Below are 21193 nucleotides of genomic sequence, written 5' to 3'. Positions count from 1 at the left end.
TGTAACGAAACTTTAAACCCGAAACTTTTATTCATTAAAAATAAAAAATTATCTTTGCCGGATATGACACTCATTTCAACTGACAACACTAAGAATCAAGAAATTGTAAAAAATGTTTTTACAATGTATCTTGAACAAAAAGGGCATCGCAAAACTCCTGAGCGTTATGCTATACTTCAGGAAATCTACGATAGCGAGGAGCATTTTGACATAGAAAATCTATACATCAAAATGAAAAATAAAAACTATCGTGTGAGCAGAGCTACGTTATACAATACGATTGAACTGCTGCTGGACTGCGCTTTGGTTAGAAAACATCAATTTGGGCAAAATCAAGCTTATTACGAAAAATCATACTTCGACAAACAGCACGATCATATCATCATGACTGATTCTGGCGAAGTAATTGAATTTTGCGATCCAAGAATTCAAACCATCAAAAAAACAATCGAAGAAATATTTGATATCGAAATTACGAATCATTCACTTTATTTCTACGGAAACAAAAAGCAAAAGCAATAATCCCGAACAGGTATTATTTACAAAATAAAAAAAAAAAGAAAATTAACTACATTAATCAGTAGGACAACTCAGCTTGTCCCAACGCAAATTAAAACAGAATGACGGTAGATTTATTACTAGGATTACAATGGGGAGATGAAGGTAAAGGGAAAATTGTTGACGTTCTTACCTCAAATTATGATATTATTGCACGTTTTCAAGGAGGACCAAACGCAGGACATACACTAGAATTTGACGGAATTAAACACGTACTTAGAACCATTCCTTCAGGGATTTTTCATAAAAACTCAGTAAATATCATCGGAAATGGAGTTGTAATTGATCCAGTAGTTTTTCAAAAAGAAATTGAAGGTTTAGAGAAATTTAACCTTGACATCAAAAAGAAACTAATCATTTCAAGAAAAGCACATTTAATTTTACCAACTCACCGTTTGCTTGATGCAGCTTCTGAAGCTTCAAAAGGAAAAGCAAAAATTGGTTCTACTCTTAAAGGAATTGGACCAACTTATATGGATAAAACTGGTAGAAACGGTTTACGTGTCGGCGATATTGAATTAGAAGATTTTAAAGATCGTTACAGAGCTTTAGCTGACAAGCATGAAGCAATGATTGCTTTTTATGATGTTAACATTCAATACAACTTAGCAGAACTTGAAAAAGAATTTTTCGAAGCTATCGAAGAATTGAAAAAATTAGATTTTATTGATAGTGAAGAATACATGCACCAAGCTCAAAAAGCTGGTAAATCTATTCTATGTGAAGGAGCTCAAGGTTCATTATTAGATGTTGATTTTGGAACATATCCGTTTGTAACTTCATCGAATACTACTGCTGCTGGAGCTTGTACTGGTTTAGGAATTGCTCCTAACAAAATCAAAGAAGTTTACGGAATTTTCAAAGCTTATGTAACACGTGTTGGAAGCGGACCTTTCCCAACTGAACTTTTTGACGAAGTTGGTGCTACTATGGCAAAAGTTGGTAACGAATTTGGATCTGTAACAGGAAGACAAAGACGTTGCGGATGGTTAGATCTTGTAGCTTTAAAATATGCCGTTCAAGTTAACGGAGTTACTCAGTTAATGATGATGAAAGGTGATGTACTTTCTGGTTTTGAAACTTTAAAAGTTTGTACAGAGTATAACTATAAAGGGCAAAATATTGCTCATTTCCCTTACAACATTGAGCCAGAAAACGTTACTCCAGTTTACAAAGAATTTAAAGGCTGGAAAGCTGATTTGACAGGTTTAACAACTTACGATCAATTGCCAATTGAGCTAAAAGAATATATTGAGTTTATTGAGAAAGAAATCGAAGTGCCAATCAAAATTGTATCGGTTGGACCAGACAGAAAGCAAACAATAACAAAATAACACATTTAAACGCTCTGATAATCAGGGCGTTTTTTTTATACAAATCTATTCGCCATATGAAAAACCCAGAAATTAAAATTACAGAGACTTCTTTACTCTCAGACAATTGGTACATTTTAAATAAAGTAAATTTTACTTATCAAAAAGAAAACGAAAAAATTCAGACGCACGTACGCGAAGTTTATGACCGCGGAAATGGAGCTGGAATATTATTATACAACACCACAAAAAAGACGGTTATCTTAACGCGTCAATTTCGTTTGCCAACTTTTTTAAATGGCAATAAAACAGGAATGATGATTGAAGTTTGTGCAGGACTTTTAGACCAAGACAATCCCGAAGAATGCATCATTCGTGAAACTGAAGAAGAAACAGGTTATCGCATAACAAAAGTTCAAAAAGTTGTAGAAACCTATATGTCTCCAGGTGCAGTAACCGAAATTCTATATTTGTTTACAGGTCAATACGATGAAAGCATGAAAGTCAGCGATGGCGGTGGATTGGATTCTGAACAAGAAAACATTGAAGTTCTTGAGTATACTTTTGATGAAGCTTATGCTATGATCGAATCTGGAGAAATTGTTGATGCTAAAACTATTATTTTATTGCAGCATGCTAAAATAAAAGGCTTAATATAGATTTTTTGAGTATTTTTAGGTTCTAAAATTCTAAAAATGCTCAAACTTAAAATAATCCTTTTCTTAGTTTTTCCGTTTTTTATAAATGCTCAAAATGAAAAAATATCTGCCGAAAAACTAAAACAAGATCTTACCATTTTTAAAGAAATTAGGGAAAAAGCAAATTCGGGAGTTTATAAATACCGAACTACAAAACAAATTGACAGCATTTATTCTTGGGCATTTTTACAAATAAACAAACCTAAAACGCTTCTTGACTTTTATAAAATAGTTTTAAAAATTACAGATTTCGAAGGAAGCCTGCATAATGACACAACACTTCCTGATGATTTTCAAAAGAAATATTCATCAGGAAATTTGTTTTTTCCTTATCCTGTAAAATTGATTAAAAATAAGTTAGTCGTAAATTTCCGGAACACTGAAATTCCATTAGGCTCTCATATTCACTCTATTAACAAAATAAAAACCAATGATTTATTGCAGGTTTTTTATAAATATTACACAACTGACGGTTATAATATTTCTGGAAAATCTATTGGAATAAACAGTTCTTTTGCTAAATATTTTGAAATGGAATATGGATCTAAGAAGAAATTTGCAGTAGAATATTCCCTTCCAAACAAAACTGAAAAAATAACCAAAACGGTTGCGGGAGTTTCTAATGACAGCCGAAAAGAGAATTTCAAAAAACGTCACTCCCTTCCTATTGACAGTCTCCAATATGGAAAAATAAAAAATAAATACTCTTTTCAAGTTATTTCGCCTAACATCTCTTTACTTACCATTAATACTTTTGCAATTGGAAAAAATGCAAAAGATAAAGAACATTTGATTTATAAAAAATACCTTGACAGTTGTTTTCAATACCTTTCTAACAATTCACAAATAAACAATTTAATTGTGGATGTTAGAAATAATGGAGGTGGAACAGATCCGAATGACATCTTGACTTTTTCTTATCTAACACAAAAACCATATCGGGAAAATGCTTCCGCTTATGTTAGTTTTCAGGAAATTCCGTTTTCAAATTATTTTGTTTATGACGAAAAAGAGCCTCAAAAACAACTGGAAGAAAAAAATGATTTTGAAGCTGATTTAAAAGAAGAATTTCCGAAACTAGAAGAAGAAAAATATCCTCAAGATGAAAAATTCAATCTTTTATTACAACCTAATATAAACAATTTTAAAGGACAAATCTATTTATTGATCAGCCCCAGAATAGCATCTGCAGGATCACTTTTTGGTTCACTTGTTGCAGGAAACACCAACGCTATAACAATTGGGGAAGAAACAATGGGTGGCTATTTTGGTCATAATGGCCACACTCCTATTGAATATGAGCTTCCTAACACAAAGATCAAAACACAGTTTTCAATTGTAAATTTAGATCAGGATGTTCCTAAAAAACCAAATCAGATTTTTGGAAGAGGAATTATTCCTGATCATGAAGTCCAACAAACATACGAAGATTTTATGCAAAACAAGGATACTCAATTTGAATATACTTTAAAATTAATTGATCAGAAATAAACATGGATATTTGGAAAGAATTTGCAAAAGAAACCAATAGCACTTTTAAAGAAGGCTATTCCTGGCACTCAGATTCTGTTTCAGTTCAATACAAAAACTGGAAAATAGTTTTTGACAATTACACTTTATGGTCTGGAAAATATAGCGCGGAAACGACAAGAGTTATTGTCCCTATTTCTTTAAAAGGCGAATTTAAATTTGAAGTTTACAACGAAGGATTTATACGAAAAGTAGAAAAACTATTTGGAGCACAAGATATAGAAATTGGTTTTCCCGATTTTGACAAAGCTTTTACCATCAAAAGTAATAACGAAGCTAAAATAAAAGCATTATTGCGAAACAAAGAAATTAGAGATCTTATTTCGTCACAAAAAGAAGTAAACATACAAATTTGCAATCGAAAAGGCATATGGGAAGAAAAACTTCCAGAAAATGAATTTGAACTATCCTTTTACGCAGATGGAAAAATCACAAATATTGAAATTCTAAAAAGTATTAACCTTTTATTTAAGACATTACTAGATAAATTATATGAAACCAATTCTATTAACTAAAACTAAAAAAATGCTCCATTTTAAAATATTTCTTTTACTGCTTTTGTCCATAAATATAACTGCTCAAGAAAAAAAAGAGACCTATCTTTTTTCAGAAGATATTAGTACAAATTTTGAAAAAGATAAAACTTTACCGCGTTTTCAAGTTGCTGCCACCAATTTTTCTATAAGCGGTTATTACAAACTTGCTCTAGAAACTTGGGACAAACAATTTGAAAACGACTTTTCTAAAAAGAGAACTATTTCAAAAGAAGACAGTATTTATTTTAAAACATTTAACCCTATAAATGCCAAAGAATATATTATTGATCGTTCTAAAAACGAAAGAATCATTCTTATTAATGAAGCACACAACAATTCTAGACATAGAGTTTTTACAACATCATTATTACAAGATTTATACAATAACGGATATCGTTTTCTGGGACTAGAGGCATTATGGGAAAATTTGAACGATAAAGGATATCCAGTTTTAGAAAGCGGCTTTTATACTAAAGAATCTCAATTTGGAAATTTAATTAAAGAAGCAACAGCTATTGGTTTTACCGTTTTTGGATATGAATCAACTTCAAAGACAAGAGATGGCGGAAAAACTAGAGAAATAGAACAAGCAGAAAACATCGTCAAGTTGATGAAAGAGAATCCAGATTCCAAATTTCTTATTCATTGTGGATATGAACATATCGTTGAAGGAACGCCGGGAATTAAAACTTGGGAAAAAGCTATGGCAGGAAGAATTATAGAAATGACCGGAATAAATCCTTTGACAATAGATCAGACCAATTATTCAGAAAAAGGAACTCCGATATTAAACTCTCCTTATATTGAAATGGTAAATTTAGATTACCCAGTCATTATGGTAAATAATGAAAATCAAACATTTAATGGAGATAAAGATAATCCTAAAAAAATTGACTGCTGCATTATACATCCAGTTACTAAATACAAAAATAACAGACCAGACTGGCTGAGCTTATCAAATGAAAGAAAAACTGTTACGATTAAAAAGTCAAAAATTAAAGAATATCCTGCTTTAATTATGGCTTATAGAATCAATGAATATGAAAATAATGGAATTCCTGCTGATATCATTGAAATTTCAAATCGTGATGAAAAAACAAATTTAATATTGAAAAAAGGTCAGTATAAAATTTTAATCAAAAACAAAAACTATAAAATAGCCACCGAATTTGAACAATCTGTAAAATAGACAAACTCATTATATCTGAATAAATCAGGCTTATAGCAAAATGAAAATCAAACAATCATTTCTAAAAATTATGTAACCCTATTATACGATTCTATTTATAACTTTATTTTCATAAAAACTCATCTTATGAAAAAGTTATATTATACAACGAATCTATTATTCTTTTTAATGTTAGTTTTATTAGGAGCGTGCAAGAAAAACGACAAAGTAAACCTAACCGAAAATACTAAACCTAGAAAAACGATTGAATACAAGAAACCAAAATCATCTGTTTCTTTTCAAATTGAAAAAACAAAAGACTGGTTAAAAATCAATGAAGCTGACAGCAGCAAACTTGATATTGTTTATGCATTAAACAGAACGGATAAAGCAAATTTCAAGAAACTTGATTCTGTTGTTATTCCAACAGATTTTAGTGGGGATTTGGTTTATTATATGCCATTCCCTTTGCATGTTTCTGCTTTGGAAGAGGTTTCTAAAATCATTCTTTTCTCTTATCCTGCACAAACTTTTGCCGCTTATGAAAATGGCGAATTAGTTTATACCGGACCAACAAATATGGGAAGAAAAAAAGATCCGACTCCAACAGGATTATTCTTTACGAATTGGAAAGCTGAAAAAACAACAAGTACTTTTAATGACGAATGGGATTTAAAATGGAATTTCAATATCGAGAATAAACTAGGCGTTGGTTTTCATGAATACGAACTTCCCGGTTATCCAGCATCACATTCTTGCTTAAGATTATTAGAAAAGGACGCAAAATATCTCTACAAATTTGCTGATGAATGGATTTTGAAAGACAAAGAAAATGTAAAAGTAAAAGGAACTCCAGTTATAGTTTTTGGAAACTATAATTTTGACGGTCCAAAACCTTGGCTGCAATTATCCTCTAACCCTAAAGCTTTAAATATCTCTGAATCTGAAATTGAAAATGAAGTAAAACCATTTATTCCTCAGATTTTAGAGAATCAAAAATTGAGAGAAGCGGAACAAAATACTTCGCTATAAAACAAAAAAAGGCATAAGAAACTGATTCTTATGCCTTTTTAATATTTGAAAAACTAAAAATTATCTAGAATAATTTGGAGCTTCTTTTGTAATTGTTACGTTATGCGGGTGACTTTCAGTAATTCCGCTTGAAGTAATTCTAACAAAACGTCCTGTTTCTTGCAAAGTAGGAATATCTTTTGAACCACAGTAACCCATTCCTGCACGAAGACCTCCAATAAACTGAAGCATGCTTTCGTTTAATTCTCCTTTGTAAGGAACACGACCAACAATTCCTTCTGGAACTAATTTTTTAACATCGTCTTCAACATCTTGAAAATAACGATCTTTTGAACCCGTTTGCATTGCTTCAACAGATCCCATTCCGCGGTATGATTTGAATTTTCTTCCTTCAAAAATAATAGTTTCACCAGGAGATTCTTTTGTTCCTGCTAATAACGAACCTAACATTACACAGTCAGCACCTGCAGCGATTGCTTTAGGAATATCTCCAGTATAACGAATTCCACCATCAGCAATAACAGGAACTCCAGTTCCTTTAATTGCCGCAGCAACTTCTAAAACTGCTGAAAATTGAGGAAAACCAACACCTGCAACGATACGTGTAGTACAAATTGAACCTGGTCCAATTCCTACTTTTACACCATCAGCACCATTTTCTACTAAATATTTAGCAGCTTCCGGCGTTGCAATGTTTCCAACGATTACATCTATTTGAGGGAATTTTGACTTTACTTCTTTTAAAGTGTTTACCACACCTTCTGTATGTCCGTGTGCAGTATCTATAATAATTGCATCTACACCTGCATTTACTAAAGCTTCAGCTCTTTGAACTGCATCTCCAGTAACTCCAATTGCAGCAGCAACTCTTAAACGACCAAATGAATCTTTATTAGCGATTGGTTTTTGCGTCAGTTTTGTAATATCTCTAAATGTAATTAAACCAACTAATTCATTATTAGCATTTACAACTGGCAATTTTTCGATTTTATGCCCTTGTAAAACAACTTCTGCCTGCTCTAATGAAGTTCCTTCGGCAACAGTCACTAAATTTTTACTGGTCATTACCTCAGCGATTGGTCTTGCACCATTTTTCTCGAAACGTAAATCACGATTGGTAACAATTCCTTTCAGAATTCTATTTTCGTCAACGATTGGAATACCGCCAATTCCAAATTCTTTCATGGCATTTTTTGCATCTGCAATAGTCGAAGTTGTTGGCAATGTTACCGGATCGATAATCATTCCAGCTTCTGCACGCTTTACTTTTCTAACCTCAGCAGCTTGCTGCTCGATAGTCATGTTTTTATGTAAAACACTAATTCCTCCTTCTTGTGCCATAGCGATTGCCATTGCACTTTCGGTAACAGTATCCATAGCAGCAGATACGATTGGAACGTTTAATGTTATGTTTCTTGAGAATTTCGATTTGATACTCACTTCGCGGGGAAGCACATTCGAGTAGTTAGGTACTAATAATACATCGTCGTAAGTTAAACCTTCGCCGATAATCTTGGAGTTGTGTGCTATCATGTTGCAATTTCTAGTTGAATTGCGTGCAAATATAGTGAATAAATTGGAAACTTGAATACTAACTTATTCATAAATTTACTTTTACAGGAAAATACTTAAAATTTAAAACTCCAAAAACTAAATTTTAAATTCCAATAAAAGTAAAAATAAAGTCCCATTTTTTCTAAGATTTTACTCTTTTGAATCTTGAAAAATAAAATTAAAACCGAATTGAAATGCAATACTATTTGCTTTTGAAACATCTTTATATTCAAAAACATTATCTACAAGAACATACATATTGAGTTTTCCAAGAGTTCCAGAAAGTCCCAAACCGATATTTGTATAAGAATATGGATCAACTGTATAAGTTGCTTTTACATCCAATTTCTCTGTAATACTGCGTTTGTAAAAAGCGGTTAATGCGACGTAAGGATCTTTTGGCATTGTCATAGCAAATAATTGCGCACCAGCAGCATTAAGGTATTTTCGTTCGCTTGAACCTTTGCAATTACAATCTTCATCAGATCTTGTTTCTCCGAATGAATATTGAATAGAAGAATTAAATTTAACAGGACGCCAAGTTGTATATTTATTATATAGTTTTTCTTCTGGAATAGCTTCTTCAAAATCATCTATAATATTACTTGGTCCATTAGTCGCATCAAAACTAGGATTTACTCCATCATACTTATAACTTCCTTTATAAGTTCTGGTTTCAACATCTTTTGATTGTCTAATAAAACCAACATCAAGCACACTTGCAGTAAACTGAAGATTATCTTCTATATTATAAGTAAGTCCGGCATCAAATCCTAAACCAAGACTTCCGTTAAAAAAAGTATTATGCGCAATATCTTTAGGAATACTGCCATCGTACTCGTCTTTTGTAAATTTTGCTATTCCGGCAGTTTTAAGTTCTAAATTTGATTCAATTATTTGGGTATACATATTTGTTCCCGTGCCTTGTGCTGTATAAATGTATCCTGAATTTTTGGTTGAAGTTGCGTTGGCACCGCTCGAATAAATTTTAGCGCGTCCACCCAAAACGAGTTTTTTGTTTAATTTTTTATGAAAACCAACATGAAAAACAGAAAGTACTTCGGCACGAACATTTATATCGGCTAAATTGAAGGATTTGCCCATATAATTCTGATTTCCATCAACAGCCAGAATAGCTGCGTCTTTCGGAAAATACATTAAAAAATCAAATTCCTGATAAGCTCCAAATGAAATATAAGACTTACTTTCCTGTCCTCCTATTCTAAATCCGCCTGAGAATATTTCAAGCTGTTGATTAACTTGTGTTTTATCATTTGCTGATGATTTATTGATAACATTTCTGACTTTATCATTAAAATCTACACCGTTGTTGGCAAACAAATCATAAGCAGAAAAACTACTTGAGCCAACATTTGCAGAAACTCCTGATAAAACGGGAATCCCAAAATAGAATTTATAAGACACATCAGCACCAGGATTAACGAGGGAAGACTGCGGGATTGATGTAAAGTTGTATAATACTTGTTTGTTCTGAGCGAAAGATGAAAATTGAAAAATCAAGATTACAATTAAAAGTGTTTTTTTCATTGTATTTTCATATAAACAATTGCACCTGATTTTAGTTTTAAGTTACCTGAAATGGTTCCTGTTCCTGATCCTGGAACTATACGCACAACAAATGCTATTTTTACAGATTTTTTCAGCCTGACTAATCGTTCTCCTTCAAAAACCTCTGTGGGATATTTTATAATATTTGAACCTCCGGTATAGGTTGGAACATTTAAAGAAATAGTTTCTAAGGGTGCATTATTAGCATCAAGCAGAATCAAATCAACCTCAAAACCTCTGTTAATTGTATTTTCGATTTCAAAATTAAACTCCGCTTTCATCAAATTTTCATTGAAGAACTTGTTTTTAAAAACATCAAAATCTTCTACAGCTGGAGGAATTGGGAATCCAGAACCATTGTCTTCAATTTGATCTGCCGCAATAGTAAAATAAGCCAGATTGGCAACAAAAGTTGGCTGAAGTACTAGATCATCGACTTGATTAAAATCTAAATCACTCGAACAGGAGAGAAATAAAATCGATGAAAACAAAACTATAGAGATTCTATTTATGAAATTTGACTTCATGTTTGTTTTATATAGGATAAATAAAAACGTCTTTCTTTAATTGGATATTGCCTAATTGCTAAATTATTGTAATCTTTTTTAATGAAACTTTCCAAACAATTTTGACGCTTCGTTATACGCACTTTCAAAGCTTAAGGAATTAAGTCCTGTTATTTTTTTATTGGCAGTAAAATACGAAACCAATTTTTCGGTTGGCATATTTCCTGTTAGTTTATCTGTTGCCATCGGACAGCCTCCAAATCCTTGAATTGCTCCATCAAAACGTGCACATCCGGCTTTTGCTGCGGCATCAATTTTTTCAAACCAGCTATCGGGAGTTGTATGCAAATGCGCTCCAAATTCAATTTTCGGGTATTTCGGAATTAAATTTGAAAAAAGATAGGTAATAACTTCTGGTGTCGAACTTCCAACAGTATCTGAAAGTGATAAAATTTTCACTCCCATTCCTGCCAATTTTTCTGTCCATTCAGCCACGATCTCAACATTCCACGGATCTCCATAAGGATTTCCAAATCCCATTGAAAGATAAGTAACAACCTCTTTCTTTTTTTTATCAGCAATCTCTAGAATTTCTTCAAGAGTTATCAAAGATTCTGCAATGGTTTTATGAGTATTACGCATTTGGAAATTCTCTGATATCGAAAAAGGAAACCCTAAATACTGAATTGATTCATGTTCTGAAGCCAAAGCTGCTCCTTGTGTATTTGCAATTATCGACAAAAGTTTACTTGTAGTTTGAGACAAATCAAGCTGTGCCAAAACCTCGGCAGTATCCTGCATTTGCGGAATAGCTTTAGGCGATACAAAACTTCCAAAATCAATAGTATCAAACCCTACACGAAGTAAAGCCTGAATATAGGTTACTTTATTTTTTGTGGGAATAAATGCTTTAATACCTTGCATGGCATCTCGCGGACATTCGATAATCTTGATTTCTTTATTCAAAACGTACTCTTTTGTAATGGCTAAGTTAGTTCCTTTTTTAAAGAAATAAAAATTAAGTCGTTTTGTATAATTCGTTTTTTTTAACCATATAAGCCTCATAAGTCTTATTCCTTTTTTTATACCATTACCAAAAATAGTAATAAAATAAAATATTCCTAAAAAAGGTAATAATTAAACATATTACCAATAAGTGTAATATTTAAAAGTATTACTTATATTTGTAATAGAAATTTTATTATTTTTTAATTATATTTGATGTTATGACTAGTGTAATTACAGGCGACATAATTGATTCAAGACAGCAGCAATCAAAACATTGGGTTGAGGATTTAAAAGAAATCCTAGCTCAATTTGGCGACGCACCAAATCAATGGGAAATTTACAGAGGAGATGAATTTCAAATTGAGGTTAAAAATCCAGAAGAAGCTTTACTTACGGCTATTTTAGTAAAAGCACGTTTAAGAGCTATAAAGCTGGACGCTCGAATGAGTATTGGTTTTGGCAATAAAACACATAGTGCTGCAAAAATATCAGAAAGTAACGGAACTGCTTTTATTCATTCTGGAGAACTTTTTGGAACTTTAAAAAAACAAAAGGTAACACTGGCTTTACGAACTGGCGATAGTATTTTTGACGAAAAGCTGAACTTAATGTTACAACTGGCTTTAACCTTCATGGATAATTGGCTGGTACAATCTGCTGAATTTGTAGCAACAGCAATAGAAAACCCTGCTTTATCTCAGGAAGAAATTGGTCAGAAATTAGGAATTAACCAAGCCGCTGTGAGCCGCAGACAAAAACGTGCTCAATTTGATTTGGTTATGACTTTAGACCGCTATTTTAGAACGCAAATAAAACAACTCACAGCTCCATGATTTTATTTATAAAACTGTTTTTAGCTCATTTATTAGGAGATTTTATATGGCAGCCCAACAAATGGGTCGCTGATAAAGAAACGAAGAAACATAAAAGCATTTATTTATATCTTCATGTTTTACTTCACGGAATTTTGGCAGCAATTCTAGTTGGAGAAATTAGTTTTATACCTTACGCAGCATTCATAGCCATTACCCACGGCTTTATAGATTTTATCAAACTTAATTTTCAGAAGAAGAAAACAAAACGCACTTGGTTTGTTGTAGACCAAATTGCACATATTTTGATTCTGATTGCCATCACACTTTTATACCAAAATAAAAATATGATTCATTTTTGGCTTGATGATGAATTTTGGATTTTAGTAACAGGAATTATATTTATAACTAAACCGACTTCTATTTTTATAAAAACTATTATCTCTATTTGGAATCCCGAAAGCCAAAACAGTAATCAGGATAACTCACTTGCCAATGCAGGAAATTACATTGGCATATTAGAGCGTTTATTTATATTCTGCTTTATCCTTTTAGGACATTTTGAAGCAATTGGATTTTTATTGGCCGCAAAATCTATTTTTAGATTCGGAGATTTAAAAGAAGCCAAAGATCGAAAACTTACCGAATATGTCTTGATCGGTACTTTAATCAGTTTTGGAATCGCAATACTTGTTGGACAAGTCGTTCAGGCGTTAATTTTATAACTGACTTAAGACTTTCTTGTTTATTGCTTTTATAAGCGCTGGGCCTTCATAAATAAAACCTGTATACAATTGCACTAAACTTGCACCTGCATTTAGTTTTTCGATTGCATCATCTGCAGAATGAATTCCTCCTACTCCAATAATTGGAAACGCTTTATTGCTTTTTTCCGAAAGAAAACGAATTACTTCTGTAGAACGTTTTGTTAATGGTTTTCCAGATAAACCTCCCATTTCAGATTGATTTTGAGATTGTAATCCATCTCTTGAAATAGTAGTATTTGTAGCAATTACACCCGCAATTTGCGTTGTTTTTACAATATCTATAATATCTAACAATTGCTCATCTGTAAGATCTGGAGCAATTTTTAAAAGAATTGGTTTTACTTTTTGAGTACTTGTTTTTTGCTTCTCGATATTTCTATCTTGCAACGTCTGCAATAAAGCTGTTAAAGGCTCTTTGTCTTGTAATGCTCTTAGATTTGGCGTATTTGGAGAACTTACATTTACCACAAAATAATCAACATGATCAAACAAAGCATCGAAACAAATGATATAATCGTCAACCGCATTTTCATTTGGTGTCACTTTATTTTTTCCGATATTTCCGCCAATCAAAACTCCTGAATTCTTTTTCAAACGTTCTACAGCTTCAATAACTCCGCCATTATTAAAACCCATTCGGTTAATAATTGCCTGATCTTCTTTTAAACGGAACAAACGCTTTTTGGGATTTCCTTCTTGGCCAACCGGCGTTACAGTTCCAATTTCGATAAAACCAAAACCAAAATCAGAAAGTTCCTTATACAACTTAGCATCTTTATCAAATCCAGCCGCAAGTCCAACTGGATTTTTGAATTTAATTCCAAAAACTTCTCTTTCTAAACGAGAATCTTTAACCTCGTAAATAGATTTTATAATTGACGAAACTCCAGGAATTTTTGAAATGAATTTTACAAATGAAAAAGTAAAGTAATGCACTTCTTCAGGATCAAACCAAAAAAGTATCGGACGGATTATCAATTTATACATAAGTGTGTTGTTGTTGTTATTTTTTCGGATGCAAATTTAAATATTATAGTTTAAAAAGGTGCTTTTTTGCAAAAACAAATAATTTCTATTTTGTTCTATTCTTTAATACACCAAACTTTCTTTTAGAAAAAACACTCAAAAACGTGTTTTTTAGGTTGCAAGTTATAAAATGAAACATATCCCTCCCCTGAAAAAGAGCTCCTTGGGTTACAGATTGTTTAAATTTGAAGAATTTAAACACAATATTTCTAATCTAAAATTATAAACCCTAAAAAAATCTCTTAACTCAGGAAAATAGAACTGCATTTCATTTTATATTAAATTTTTACATAGAAATTCATTATACCAATAATAAATTAATAATTAATACCAAGTAACTATGAAAGCAAGCAATAACTCCATACTCAAAAAGAGTATATTACCGCTTCTGTTATTCCTCTCAATAGGCATAACCACAAAGCTGTCAGCACAAGCTGATCCGCAGCAAGTGACCAAGGAAACTTTTAAAGGAAAAATGGCACTTGATATTAGAGATTCAAAACCAGACTGGAAACCCTATACCAAAAAAGCAGCTCCAGAAGGTGCACCAAACGTATTGTTTATCTTATACGATGACACAGGGCAGGCGGCCTGGTCACCTTATGGAGGAGCCATCAACATGCCAACTCTACAAAAATTAGCAGACAATGGTATTACCTATACTCAATGGCACACTACAGCATTATGTTCGCCAACTCGTTCTACTTTATTAACGGGTCGTAACCACCACTTAAACGGTATGGCATCCATCACCGAAACTACAGACGGTTATCCTGGAGCAAATGGACAAATCCCAGCTCAGTGTGCTACTATTGGTCAAGTATTACAACAAGCAGGATGGAGTACTTTCTGGATTGGAAAAAACCACAACGTACCGGAACAAGACGTTTCTTCTGGAGGCTCCAAAGCACAATGGCCAACCCAAATGGGCTTTGACCGCTATTACGGATTCATAGGAGGTGAAACCAACCAATGGTATCCTGACTTAGTAGAAGACAACCACTTTATTGAAGCACCTTACACTCCTGAAGAAGGGTATCACTTATCTAAAGATTTAGCCGATAAAGCCATTGAATATATCAAAGACCAAAAAGCCACCAACCCTTCTAAACCATGGTATATGTGGTATTGCCCTGGAGCGAACCATGCACCACACCATGCACCAGAAGAGTACATTGCAAAATACAAAGGAAAATTTGATACTGGTTACGATGCGTACCGCGAATGGGTATTACCTCGTATGATTGCTAAGGGAATTGTACCTAAAGGAACTAAAAACACCGATTTCAATTTCTTACCTCCTAACATTGCTAATCCTGGTGATTATGTAAAACCTTGGAATACACTAAGCGCTGATGAGAAAAAATTATTCTCTAAACTAGCCGAAGTGTATGCCGGTTTCTCAGAATACACTGATGCTCAAGTAGGACGTGTTATTGAGTATTTAGAAAAAACAGGTCAGTTAGAAAATACTGTGGTTCTTTATGCTGCCGATAATGGTGCTTCTGGTGAAGGTTCTCCAACTGGATCTGTAAACGAAAACAAATTCTTTAACGGTTATCCTGATGAATTATCTGAAAATTTAAAATATTTGGATAAACTAGGAGGTCCAGATACGTACGAACATTATCCAACTGGATGGGCTGCGGGTTTCTCTGCTCCTTACAAAATGTTCAAACGTTACAGTAACTATGCAGGAGGAACTTGTGATGCATTAGTAATTTCGTGGCCAAAAGGAATCAAAGCACGAGGTGAAATCCGTAATCAATACCATCACTCTACCGATATTGTCCCTACCATTTTAGACATCTGTGGTTTAGAAATGCCTAAAACATTTAATAATATACCACAGTACCCTCTTTCTGGAGTTTCTATGAAATACTCCTTTGATGCCAAACCAGACACTCCTACTCAAAAACACATTCAGTATTACGCTATGTTAGGTACTAGGGCCATTTGGAAAGACGGTTGGAAAGCAGTAGCTGTACACGTACCACTTACGGGTAAAAGCAACTTTGACAAAGACGAATGGGAATTGTACAATGTAAATGTGGACAGAGCTGAGTCAAATAATTTGGCTAAAAAGAACCCTGAAAAACTAAAAGAACTTAAAGATGCTTGGTTTCAAGAAGCGGATAAAAATTTAGTATTACCTCTAGACGACCGTTCTCCTATGGAATTATTAAGCACGGAACGTCCTTCTCAAGAAAAACCAAAAACTCGTTACATTTACTATCCTGGAACTGCTGCCGTACCAGAAGGTGTAGCAGTAAGCGTACGTGGTCGTTCATACAAAATTGTAGGTGATGTAGATATTAAATCAGGAGCTTCAGGAGTAGTTTTTGCTCACGGATCTCGCTTTGGAGGACACTCTTTATTCATCAAAGACAATAAATTATATTATGTATATAATTTCTTAGGAATTCAGCCAGAACAAACTTTTGTTTCATCGGCTACCTTAACTCCCGGTAAACATGCCTTAGGATTTGAGTTTGTAAGAGAAAGTACCGGTAAAAACGGAGAACAAATTGGTACAGGTCATTTATACATTGACGGCAAAGAAGTGGCCAAAGGTTCTATGAAAACACAACCAGGTAAATTCACACTTTCTGGTGATGGTCTTTGTGTAGGATTCGATAGTGGAGACGCAGTAAGTCATCAATATAAATCACCAGGTACTTTTAAAGGTGGAGAAATCTTAGGTGTTGGTGTTGATATTAGCGAACAAAGCTATGAAGACCTTAACAAAGAAGCTTTAAGAATTATGAAAAGCGAATAGTCTATAGAAAAATAAAATTAAAGAGGTATTTATATACTTAAAAAAGTGAATAAAATACCTCTTTTTTATTAAAGATTAAAAACCAAATCACAATGACTAGTACAAGCCATCTTAAAAAAGCACTTTTTCTAACAGCCATTTTGTACGTAATCATTCTAAACAAAATCTCAGCTCAGGAAAATGAAGAAAAAGCTTTTAGTCCGCATCATCAAATTGGGCTTTCTATTAATCACGTTCATGTTTTTGAAGGAATAGACACTGATGGAAATCGGGAAGTTTTAAGTCTTCCAGCATGGGGATTAGACTACACATTTCAATTTCATGAAAAATGGGCCATTGGCCTTCACACTGACTTTATTATTGAAAAATTTAAAGTCGAAAAAAATCTGGAAAGCGGAGACGAAAAAGAAACCGTTGAACGAAGCTATCCAATTGCGCCTGCCGTTATGGGAATTTATAAACCAAATGAACATTGGAGCTTTCTTTTAGGTTTTGGAGGAGAATTTGCAAAAGAAGAAAATTATTTTCTCACAAGAGCCGGAGTTGAATACGGTTATGAGCTTCCAAGTAACTGGGAACTTTTTGGAACTTTTAGTTATGATTTTAAATGGAATGCTTATGACAGCTGGGGAATTGGTTTAGGAATAGCAAAAAACTTTGGAGGAAAATAAGCGTATTTAAGTAACTAATAAATTACACAAACATTCTAAGCATATGCATAACGAAAACATTTTAATTCGCATATCGAATACTCTTCTTCTCAGCTTAGTACTATTATTTAGTTTACATAGTTCAGCGCAGCAAGTGAAAGAAAAAGATACCACCAAACTAATTAATGTTCGTTATGGAAATAAAGGAATAGAATTACAAACCAAAGACAACAAATTTCTATTTCAATTGCAAAGCCGTTTTCAATTTAGATTTTCTACCCCAAATGATACTGATCCTTTAACTTATGATGATTACAGCCAAGATAAAAAAACTACTTTTAAGATAAACCGCGCCAGACTAAAAGTTGGAGGTCATGCTTTTGAACCTTGGCTAAAATACTACTGGGAATACGAACTCAGTCAATCAAACTTGTTAGATTTCAGATTAATGATTGAAAAATGGGAATGGTTGAGTTTTAAAGTAGGACAATGGAAGGTAGAATATACTAGGGAACGTTTTATAAGCAGCGGCGAACAGCAAACTGTAGAGCGATCATTGATCAATAGGCCATTTACTGTAGACAGACAAATGGGAGTTGAAGTTAATGGTCACCTTAAAGGAGCAGGAATTGCCGATTTTAATTACTGGGCAGCTGCTTTGACAGGAACTGGTAGAGGAAACACCAGTAATGACGATAATAATTTAATGTATTTTGGACGCGCTCAATGGAACTTTTTAGGGCGATTTCTTGAATTTGAAGGCAGTGATCTAGAATTTCACGAAAAGCCTACTCCAATTATTGCTTTCTCAGCCTTAACAAACCGAAGCCCATATACCCGATTTTCACAATCTGGCGGAGGCTCCTTAGATGGTTATGAAAACGGTGCACCTGGTCAATATCGAGTAAATCAATGGAATGTGGAAACTGCTTTTATGTATCGCGGTTTTTCTTGGCAAAGCGAATGGCACACCAAAGAAATTATTGATAAGCTGAATAATAATGACACAACAACTTTAAAAGGATATTACTTTCAGGCAGGTTATTTTTTTCATAATGTATTTAATTGGTGGCCGCAGCATCTAGAAATGGCAGGGAGACATGCTGCCTATCGCCCTGACAACAACTTAAGACAAAACTTACAAAATGAAACAACAGTTGCATTTAACTGGTTTTTTAAAGGACATAAAAACAAACTCACTTCAGAGGTTTCCTATTTTAGTTTTCAGGACAAAACACTGCCTTTAGAGCAAGGCTGGCGTTTTAGAATACAATGGGATATTTCTTTGTAGAATTTAATTTTTTAATCTAAAAATGATATTTCAAAACTCAAAATATTCGATTTAATATTCTATACAAATTATATTTTTTAATAACTTTAACCAACATAAAAATCTGAAAATGAAAAATTTAACTAAAACTCTAAAAAAAGGTGCATTACTATTTTTAGCTGGATCATTTTTTTTGATTTCAATCGATAGTACAGCACAGCGTCGAGGCGGAGGCGGTGCACACAGACCTGCCGGCGGAATGCAGAGAGGCGGCGGTGCTATACAAAACAGACCTGCAACTCAAGCGAGACCAACAGTAAACAGACCTGGCGCCAATAATTCGGGTACTAAAATAAACAGACCTTCCAACTCTTCCAACTCAAAAATTGGAGGAAGAACTACAACCAACAATAGAAATTCAAATACGGTAAATAGAAACAAAACAGGAAATAGAAATACCAATATCAGCGGTAACACTGTTAATCGAAACAGAAATAATGTAAACATCAATGTAAATAACAGTGTTCACGTTCGCAACAACCGTAATACAGTGGTTAGACCTGGCGTTAGACCTTATGCACGTCCGCCTTATGTATACGGCGGATATCGATACAATTGTTATCACCCTTATTTCCCTCGTCCGTATACACCTTTTTATTGGGGACCAGTTTGGCATCCTTGGGGATTCTTCGTAGCAACACTAGCCGTTACAGCAATTGTAGTGAGCGTAGAAAATGAAAAATACCATTATGATCAAGGTGTTTGGTACACTTCTTCAAATGGAGGTTATACTGCTGTTCCTGCACCAGTTGGAGGTACCGTAAACAACATTCCGAGTGGAGCCGAAACAGTCAATACAGGAACCGTCAATAACTATTATTACGGAGGAACGTATTACGAAAAAGACGGAAGTAACTACAAAGTAGTTGCTCCAACTGCTGGAACTGTAGTAGACAAACTGCCAGAAGGTGGTGAAGAAGTAACTATTGGAGATGTAAAATATGTAAAATTTGGTGAAACCTATTATCAACCAGTTCAAGTTGACGGAAAAGACAAATATGAAGTAGTTCAGGTTGAAAAAGAGAATTAATTTTTAAATTCTACTAATTCAGTATACTATTAAAAATTATTTTATTTACTTTTATACCTATCTATTAACAACCATTATCAGCTTAAAATTTTTACAATGAAAAATAAAACCTACTGGATATTTGCCGTGCTGACTATTTCTATTATTTCAATTGCTTATGGTTATACCAAATTAATATTACCTAAGCAAAATATGGCAGTAATGGATTGTGCCGAAACGCCGGATAAATCAATAGCTTCTGTCTTTACACCAACTGTTGAAAATAAAAATAAGCCTTCAGGAAAAGCTCCAAAAGGAATGGTTTGGATTCCGGGCGGTGAATTTTCAATGGGAAGCAATGTCGAAGACGAAAGTTTATGCAGTATAAAAGGTGTTACAAAAGATGCCGCTCCAGTACATAGAGTTTATGTTGATGGCTATTATATGGACGAAACCGAAGTTACAAACGAACAATATGCTGAGTTTGTAAAAGCTACAGGATACGTAACTGTTGCTGAACAAAAACCTACCAAAGAAGAATTTCCAACAGCTGCTGAAGAAGACTTAGTAACTGGTTCTGTGGTATTCAGCCCTACTCCTGCTGCAGTAAATTTGAACAATTTTTTGCAATGGTGGACATATATTCCTGAAACGGACTGGAAACATCCTCTTGGACCTCAAAGCTCTATACAAGGAAAAGAAAAATATCCTGTTGTACATATTACTTATGAAGATGCTGCTGCTTACGCAAAATGGGCTGGAAAAAGACTTCCAACTGAAGCTGAATGGGAATTTGCTGCAAGAGGTGGTAAAACAGGAGAAATTTACGCTTGGGGAAATGTTTTGAAACCAAAAGGAAAATTTCAAGCCAATATTTACCAAGGTAATTTTCCAATTAAAGACGGAGATACAGGCGAAGATGGTTTTAAAGGAATTGCTCCAGTAAAACAATATGCTCCAAACTCTTACGGACTTTATGATGTTGCTGGAAATGTTTGGGAATGGACTAGCGATTGGTACAGCGTAGATTACTACAAATCTTTAAGTGAAAGCGGAAAAGTTGCTAAAAACCCGCAAGGACCTGATGCTTACAATGATCCTGCAGATCCAAGCCAAATAAAACGCGTGCATCGAGGCGGTTCATTTTTATGTACAGATAAGTATTGTACAAGATATATGGTTGGAACTAGAGGAAAAGGAGAAATAAGATCTGCAGCCAATCATCTTGGTTTTAGATGCGTTAAAAGTATTTAAAAGAATAAATCATATCAAAAAAAAGGATTCTGAAAACAGAATCCTTTTTTTGTTTTTAGCGGCAACTTACTAAAGATATCTGCTGAAAAAATTA

General features: G+C 33.6%; 19 protein-coding genes. 14 read left to right on the top strand and 5 right to left on the bottom strand.

All coding sequences use genetic code 11. The annotated features are described in order from the left end of the window. The first annotated feature begins 63 nt into the window (after window positions 1-63). From NLG42_RS11645 to NLG42_RS11615, 7 genes are all read left to right on the top strand, one after another. Window positions 64-522: a Fur family transcriptional regulator gene (locus NLG42_RS11645; protein ID WP_026981862.1), complete on the top strand. Its 459-nt coding sequence runs from the start codon at window positions 64-66 to the stop codon at window positions 520-522. A gap of 98 nt (window positions 523-620) precedes the next feature. After that, window positions 621-1892 carry an adenylosuccinate synthase gene (locus NLG42_RS11640; protein WP_089059076.1) on the top strand — a complete coding sequence of 424 codons (1272 nt, stop codon included), beginning with the start codon at window positions 621-623 and terminating at the stop codon, window positions 1890-1892. Window positions 1893-1948: 56 nt separating this feature from the next. Continuing rightward, a complete protein-coding gene (locus NLG42_RS11635) occupies window positions 1949-2530 on the top strand; it encodes an NUDIX domain-containing protein (protein ID WP_089059077.1) in 582 nt (193 codons plus the stop codon). Between the two features lie 36 nt (window positions 2531-2566). Beyond that, the gene (locus tag NLG42_RS11630; protein ID WP_257683881.1) at window positions 2567-4060 is read left to right on the top strand and encodes a S41 family peptidase; all 1494 of its coding nucleotides are present in this window, start codon (window positions 2567-2569) and stop codon (window positions 4058-4060) included. Between the two features lie 2 nt (window positions 4061-4062). Continuing rightward, window positions 4063-4614, top strand: coding sequence for a hypothetical protein (locus NLG42_RS11625; protein ID WP_257683880.1), 552 nt, complete (start codon window positions 4063-4065; stop codon window positions 4612-4614). Beyond that, a complete protein-coding gene (locus NLG42_RS11620; RefSeq protein WP_257683879.1) occupies window positions 4592-5824 on the top strand; it encodes a hypothetical protein in 1233 nt (410 codons plus the stop codon). The genes NLG42_RS11625 and NLG42_RS11620 overlap by 23 nt, the downstream gene beginning before the upstream one ends. 126 nt (window positions 5825-5950) lie before the next feature. Continuing rightward, a complete protein-coding gene (locus NLG42_RS11615) occupies window positions 5951-6835 on the top strand; it encodes a L,D-transpeptidase (protein WP_257683878.1) in 885 nt (294 codons plus the stop codon). Window positions 6836-6895: 60 nt separating this feature from the next. Here NLG42_RS11615 and guaB read toward each other — a convergent pair whose 3' ends face one another. From guaB to NLG42_RS11595, 4 genes are all read right to left on the bottom strand, one after another. Next, complete coding sequence (gene guaB, locus NLG42_RS11610; RefSeq protein ID WP_257683877.1) at window positions 6896-8368, bottom strand: IMP dehydrogenase; 1473 nt, start codon at window positions 8366-8368, stop codon at window positions 6896-6898. Window positions 8369-8539: 171 nt separating this feature from the next. After that, window positions 8540-9937 carry a DUF5723 family protein gene (locus tag NLG42_RS11605; RefSeq protein ID WP_257683876.1) on the bottom strand — a complete coding sequence of 466 codons (1398 nt, stop codon included), beginning with the start codon at window positions 9935-9937 and terminating at the stop codon, window positions 8540-8542. Further along, window positions 9934-10485 (bottom strand): hypothetical protein, encoded by a 552-nt coding sequence (locus tag NLG42_RS11600; RefSeq protein WP_089057608.1) that lies wholly within the window; start codon window positions 10483-10485, stop codon window positions 9934-9936. Before NLG42_RS11600 ends, NLG42_RS11605 begins: the two co-directional genes overlap by 4 nt. Window positions 10486-10563: 78 nt before the next feature. After that, entirely contained in the window at window positions 10564-11430 is an 867-nt protein-coding gene (locus NLG42_RS11595; RefSeq protein WP_257683986.1) for a beta/alpha barrel domain-containing protein, read from the bottom strand. Between the two features lie 260 nt (window positions 11431-11690). On the opposite strand from NLG42_RS11595, the gene NLG42_RS11590 reads away from it, so the two are divergent. Together NLG42_RS11590 and NLG42_RS11585 are read left to right on the top strand one after the other, a co-directional pair. Further along, window positions 11691-12305 (top strand): SatD family protein, encoded by a 615-nt coding sequence (locus NLG42_RS11590; RefSeq protein ID WP_257683875.1) that lies wholly within the window; start codon window positions 11691-11693, stop codon window positions 12303-12305. After that, window positions 12302-13009 (top strand): DUF3307 domain-containing protein, encoded by a 708-nt coding sequence (locus NLG42_RS11585; RefSeq protein ID WP_257683874.1) that lies wholly within the window; start codon window positions 12302-12304, stop codon window positions 13007-13009. Before NLG42_RS11590 ends, NLG42_RS11585 begins: the two co-directional genes overlap by 4 nt. On the opposite strand, the gene NLG42_RS11580 is transcribed toward NLG42_RS11585, so the two are convergent. Then, window positions 13004-14038 (bottom strand): quinone-dependent dihydroorotate dehydrogenase, encoded by a 1035-nt coding sequence (locus NLG42_RS11580; protein ID WP_089057611.1) that lies wholly within the window; start codon window positions 14036-14038, stop codon window positions 13004-13006. The genes NLG42_RS11585 and NLG42_RS11580 overlap by 6 nt on opposite strands. A gap of 379 nt (window positions 14039-14417) precedes the next feature. Between NLG42_RS11580 and NLG42_RS11575 the strand changes: the two genes are divergently transcribed. The 5 genes from NLG42_RS11575 (at window position 14418) to NLG42_RS11555 (ending at window position 21099) form a co-directional block, all read left to right on the top strand. Continuing rightward, a complete protein-coding gene (locus tag NLG42_RS11575; protein WP_257683873.1) occupies window positions 14418-16856 on the top strand; it encodes an arylsulfatase in 2439 nt (812 codons plus the stop codon). 92 nt (window positions 16857-16948) lie between these two features. Continuing rightward, the gene (locus tag NLG42_RS11570) at window positions 16949-17527 is read left to right on the top strand and encodes a hypothetical protein (protein WP_257683872.1); all 579 of its coding nucleotides are present in this window, start codon (window positions 16949-16951) and stop codon (window positions 17525-17527) included. A 43-nt stretch (window positions 17528-17570) separates the two neighbouring features. Beyond that, window positions 17571-18797, top strand: coding sequence for an OprO/OprP family phosphate-selective porin (locus NLG42_RS11565; protein WP_257683871.1), 1227 nt, complete (start codon window positions 17571-17573; stop codon window positions 18795-18797). Window positions 18798-18906: 109 nt separating this feature from the next. Then, window positions 18907-19866 carry a DUF6515 family protein gene (locus tag NLG42_RS11560; RefSeq protein ID WP_257683870.1) on the top strand — a complete coding sequence of 320 codons (960 nt, stop codon included), beginning with the start codon at window positions 18907-18909 and terminating at the stop codon, window positions 19864-19866. Between the two features lie 96 nt (window positions 19867-19962). Further along, window positions 19963-21099: a formylglycine-generating enzyme family protein gene (locus tag NLG42_RS11555; RefSeq protein ID WP_257683869.1), complete on the top strand. Its 1137-nt coding sequence runs from the start codon at window positions 19963-19965 to the stop codon at window positions 21097-21099. Window positions 21100-21193 lie beyond the last annotated feature (94 nt).

Origin of the sequence: Flavobacterium plurextorum (assembly GCF_024638035.1) — a bacterium.
GTDB lineage: Bacteria > Bacteroidota > Bacteroidia > Flavobacteriales > Flavobacteriaceae > Flavobacterium > Flavobacterium plurextorum.
Note: the sequence above shows the minus strand (reverse complement) of the source record. Positions and strands in the feature narration are given on the sequence as shown.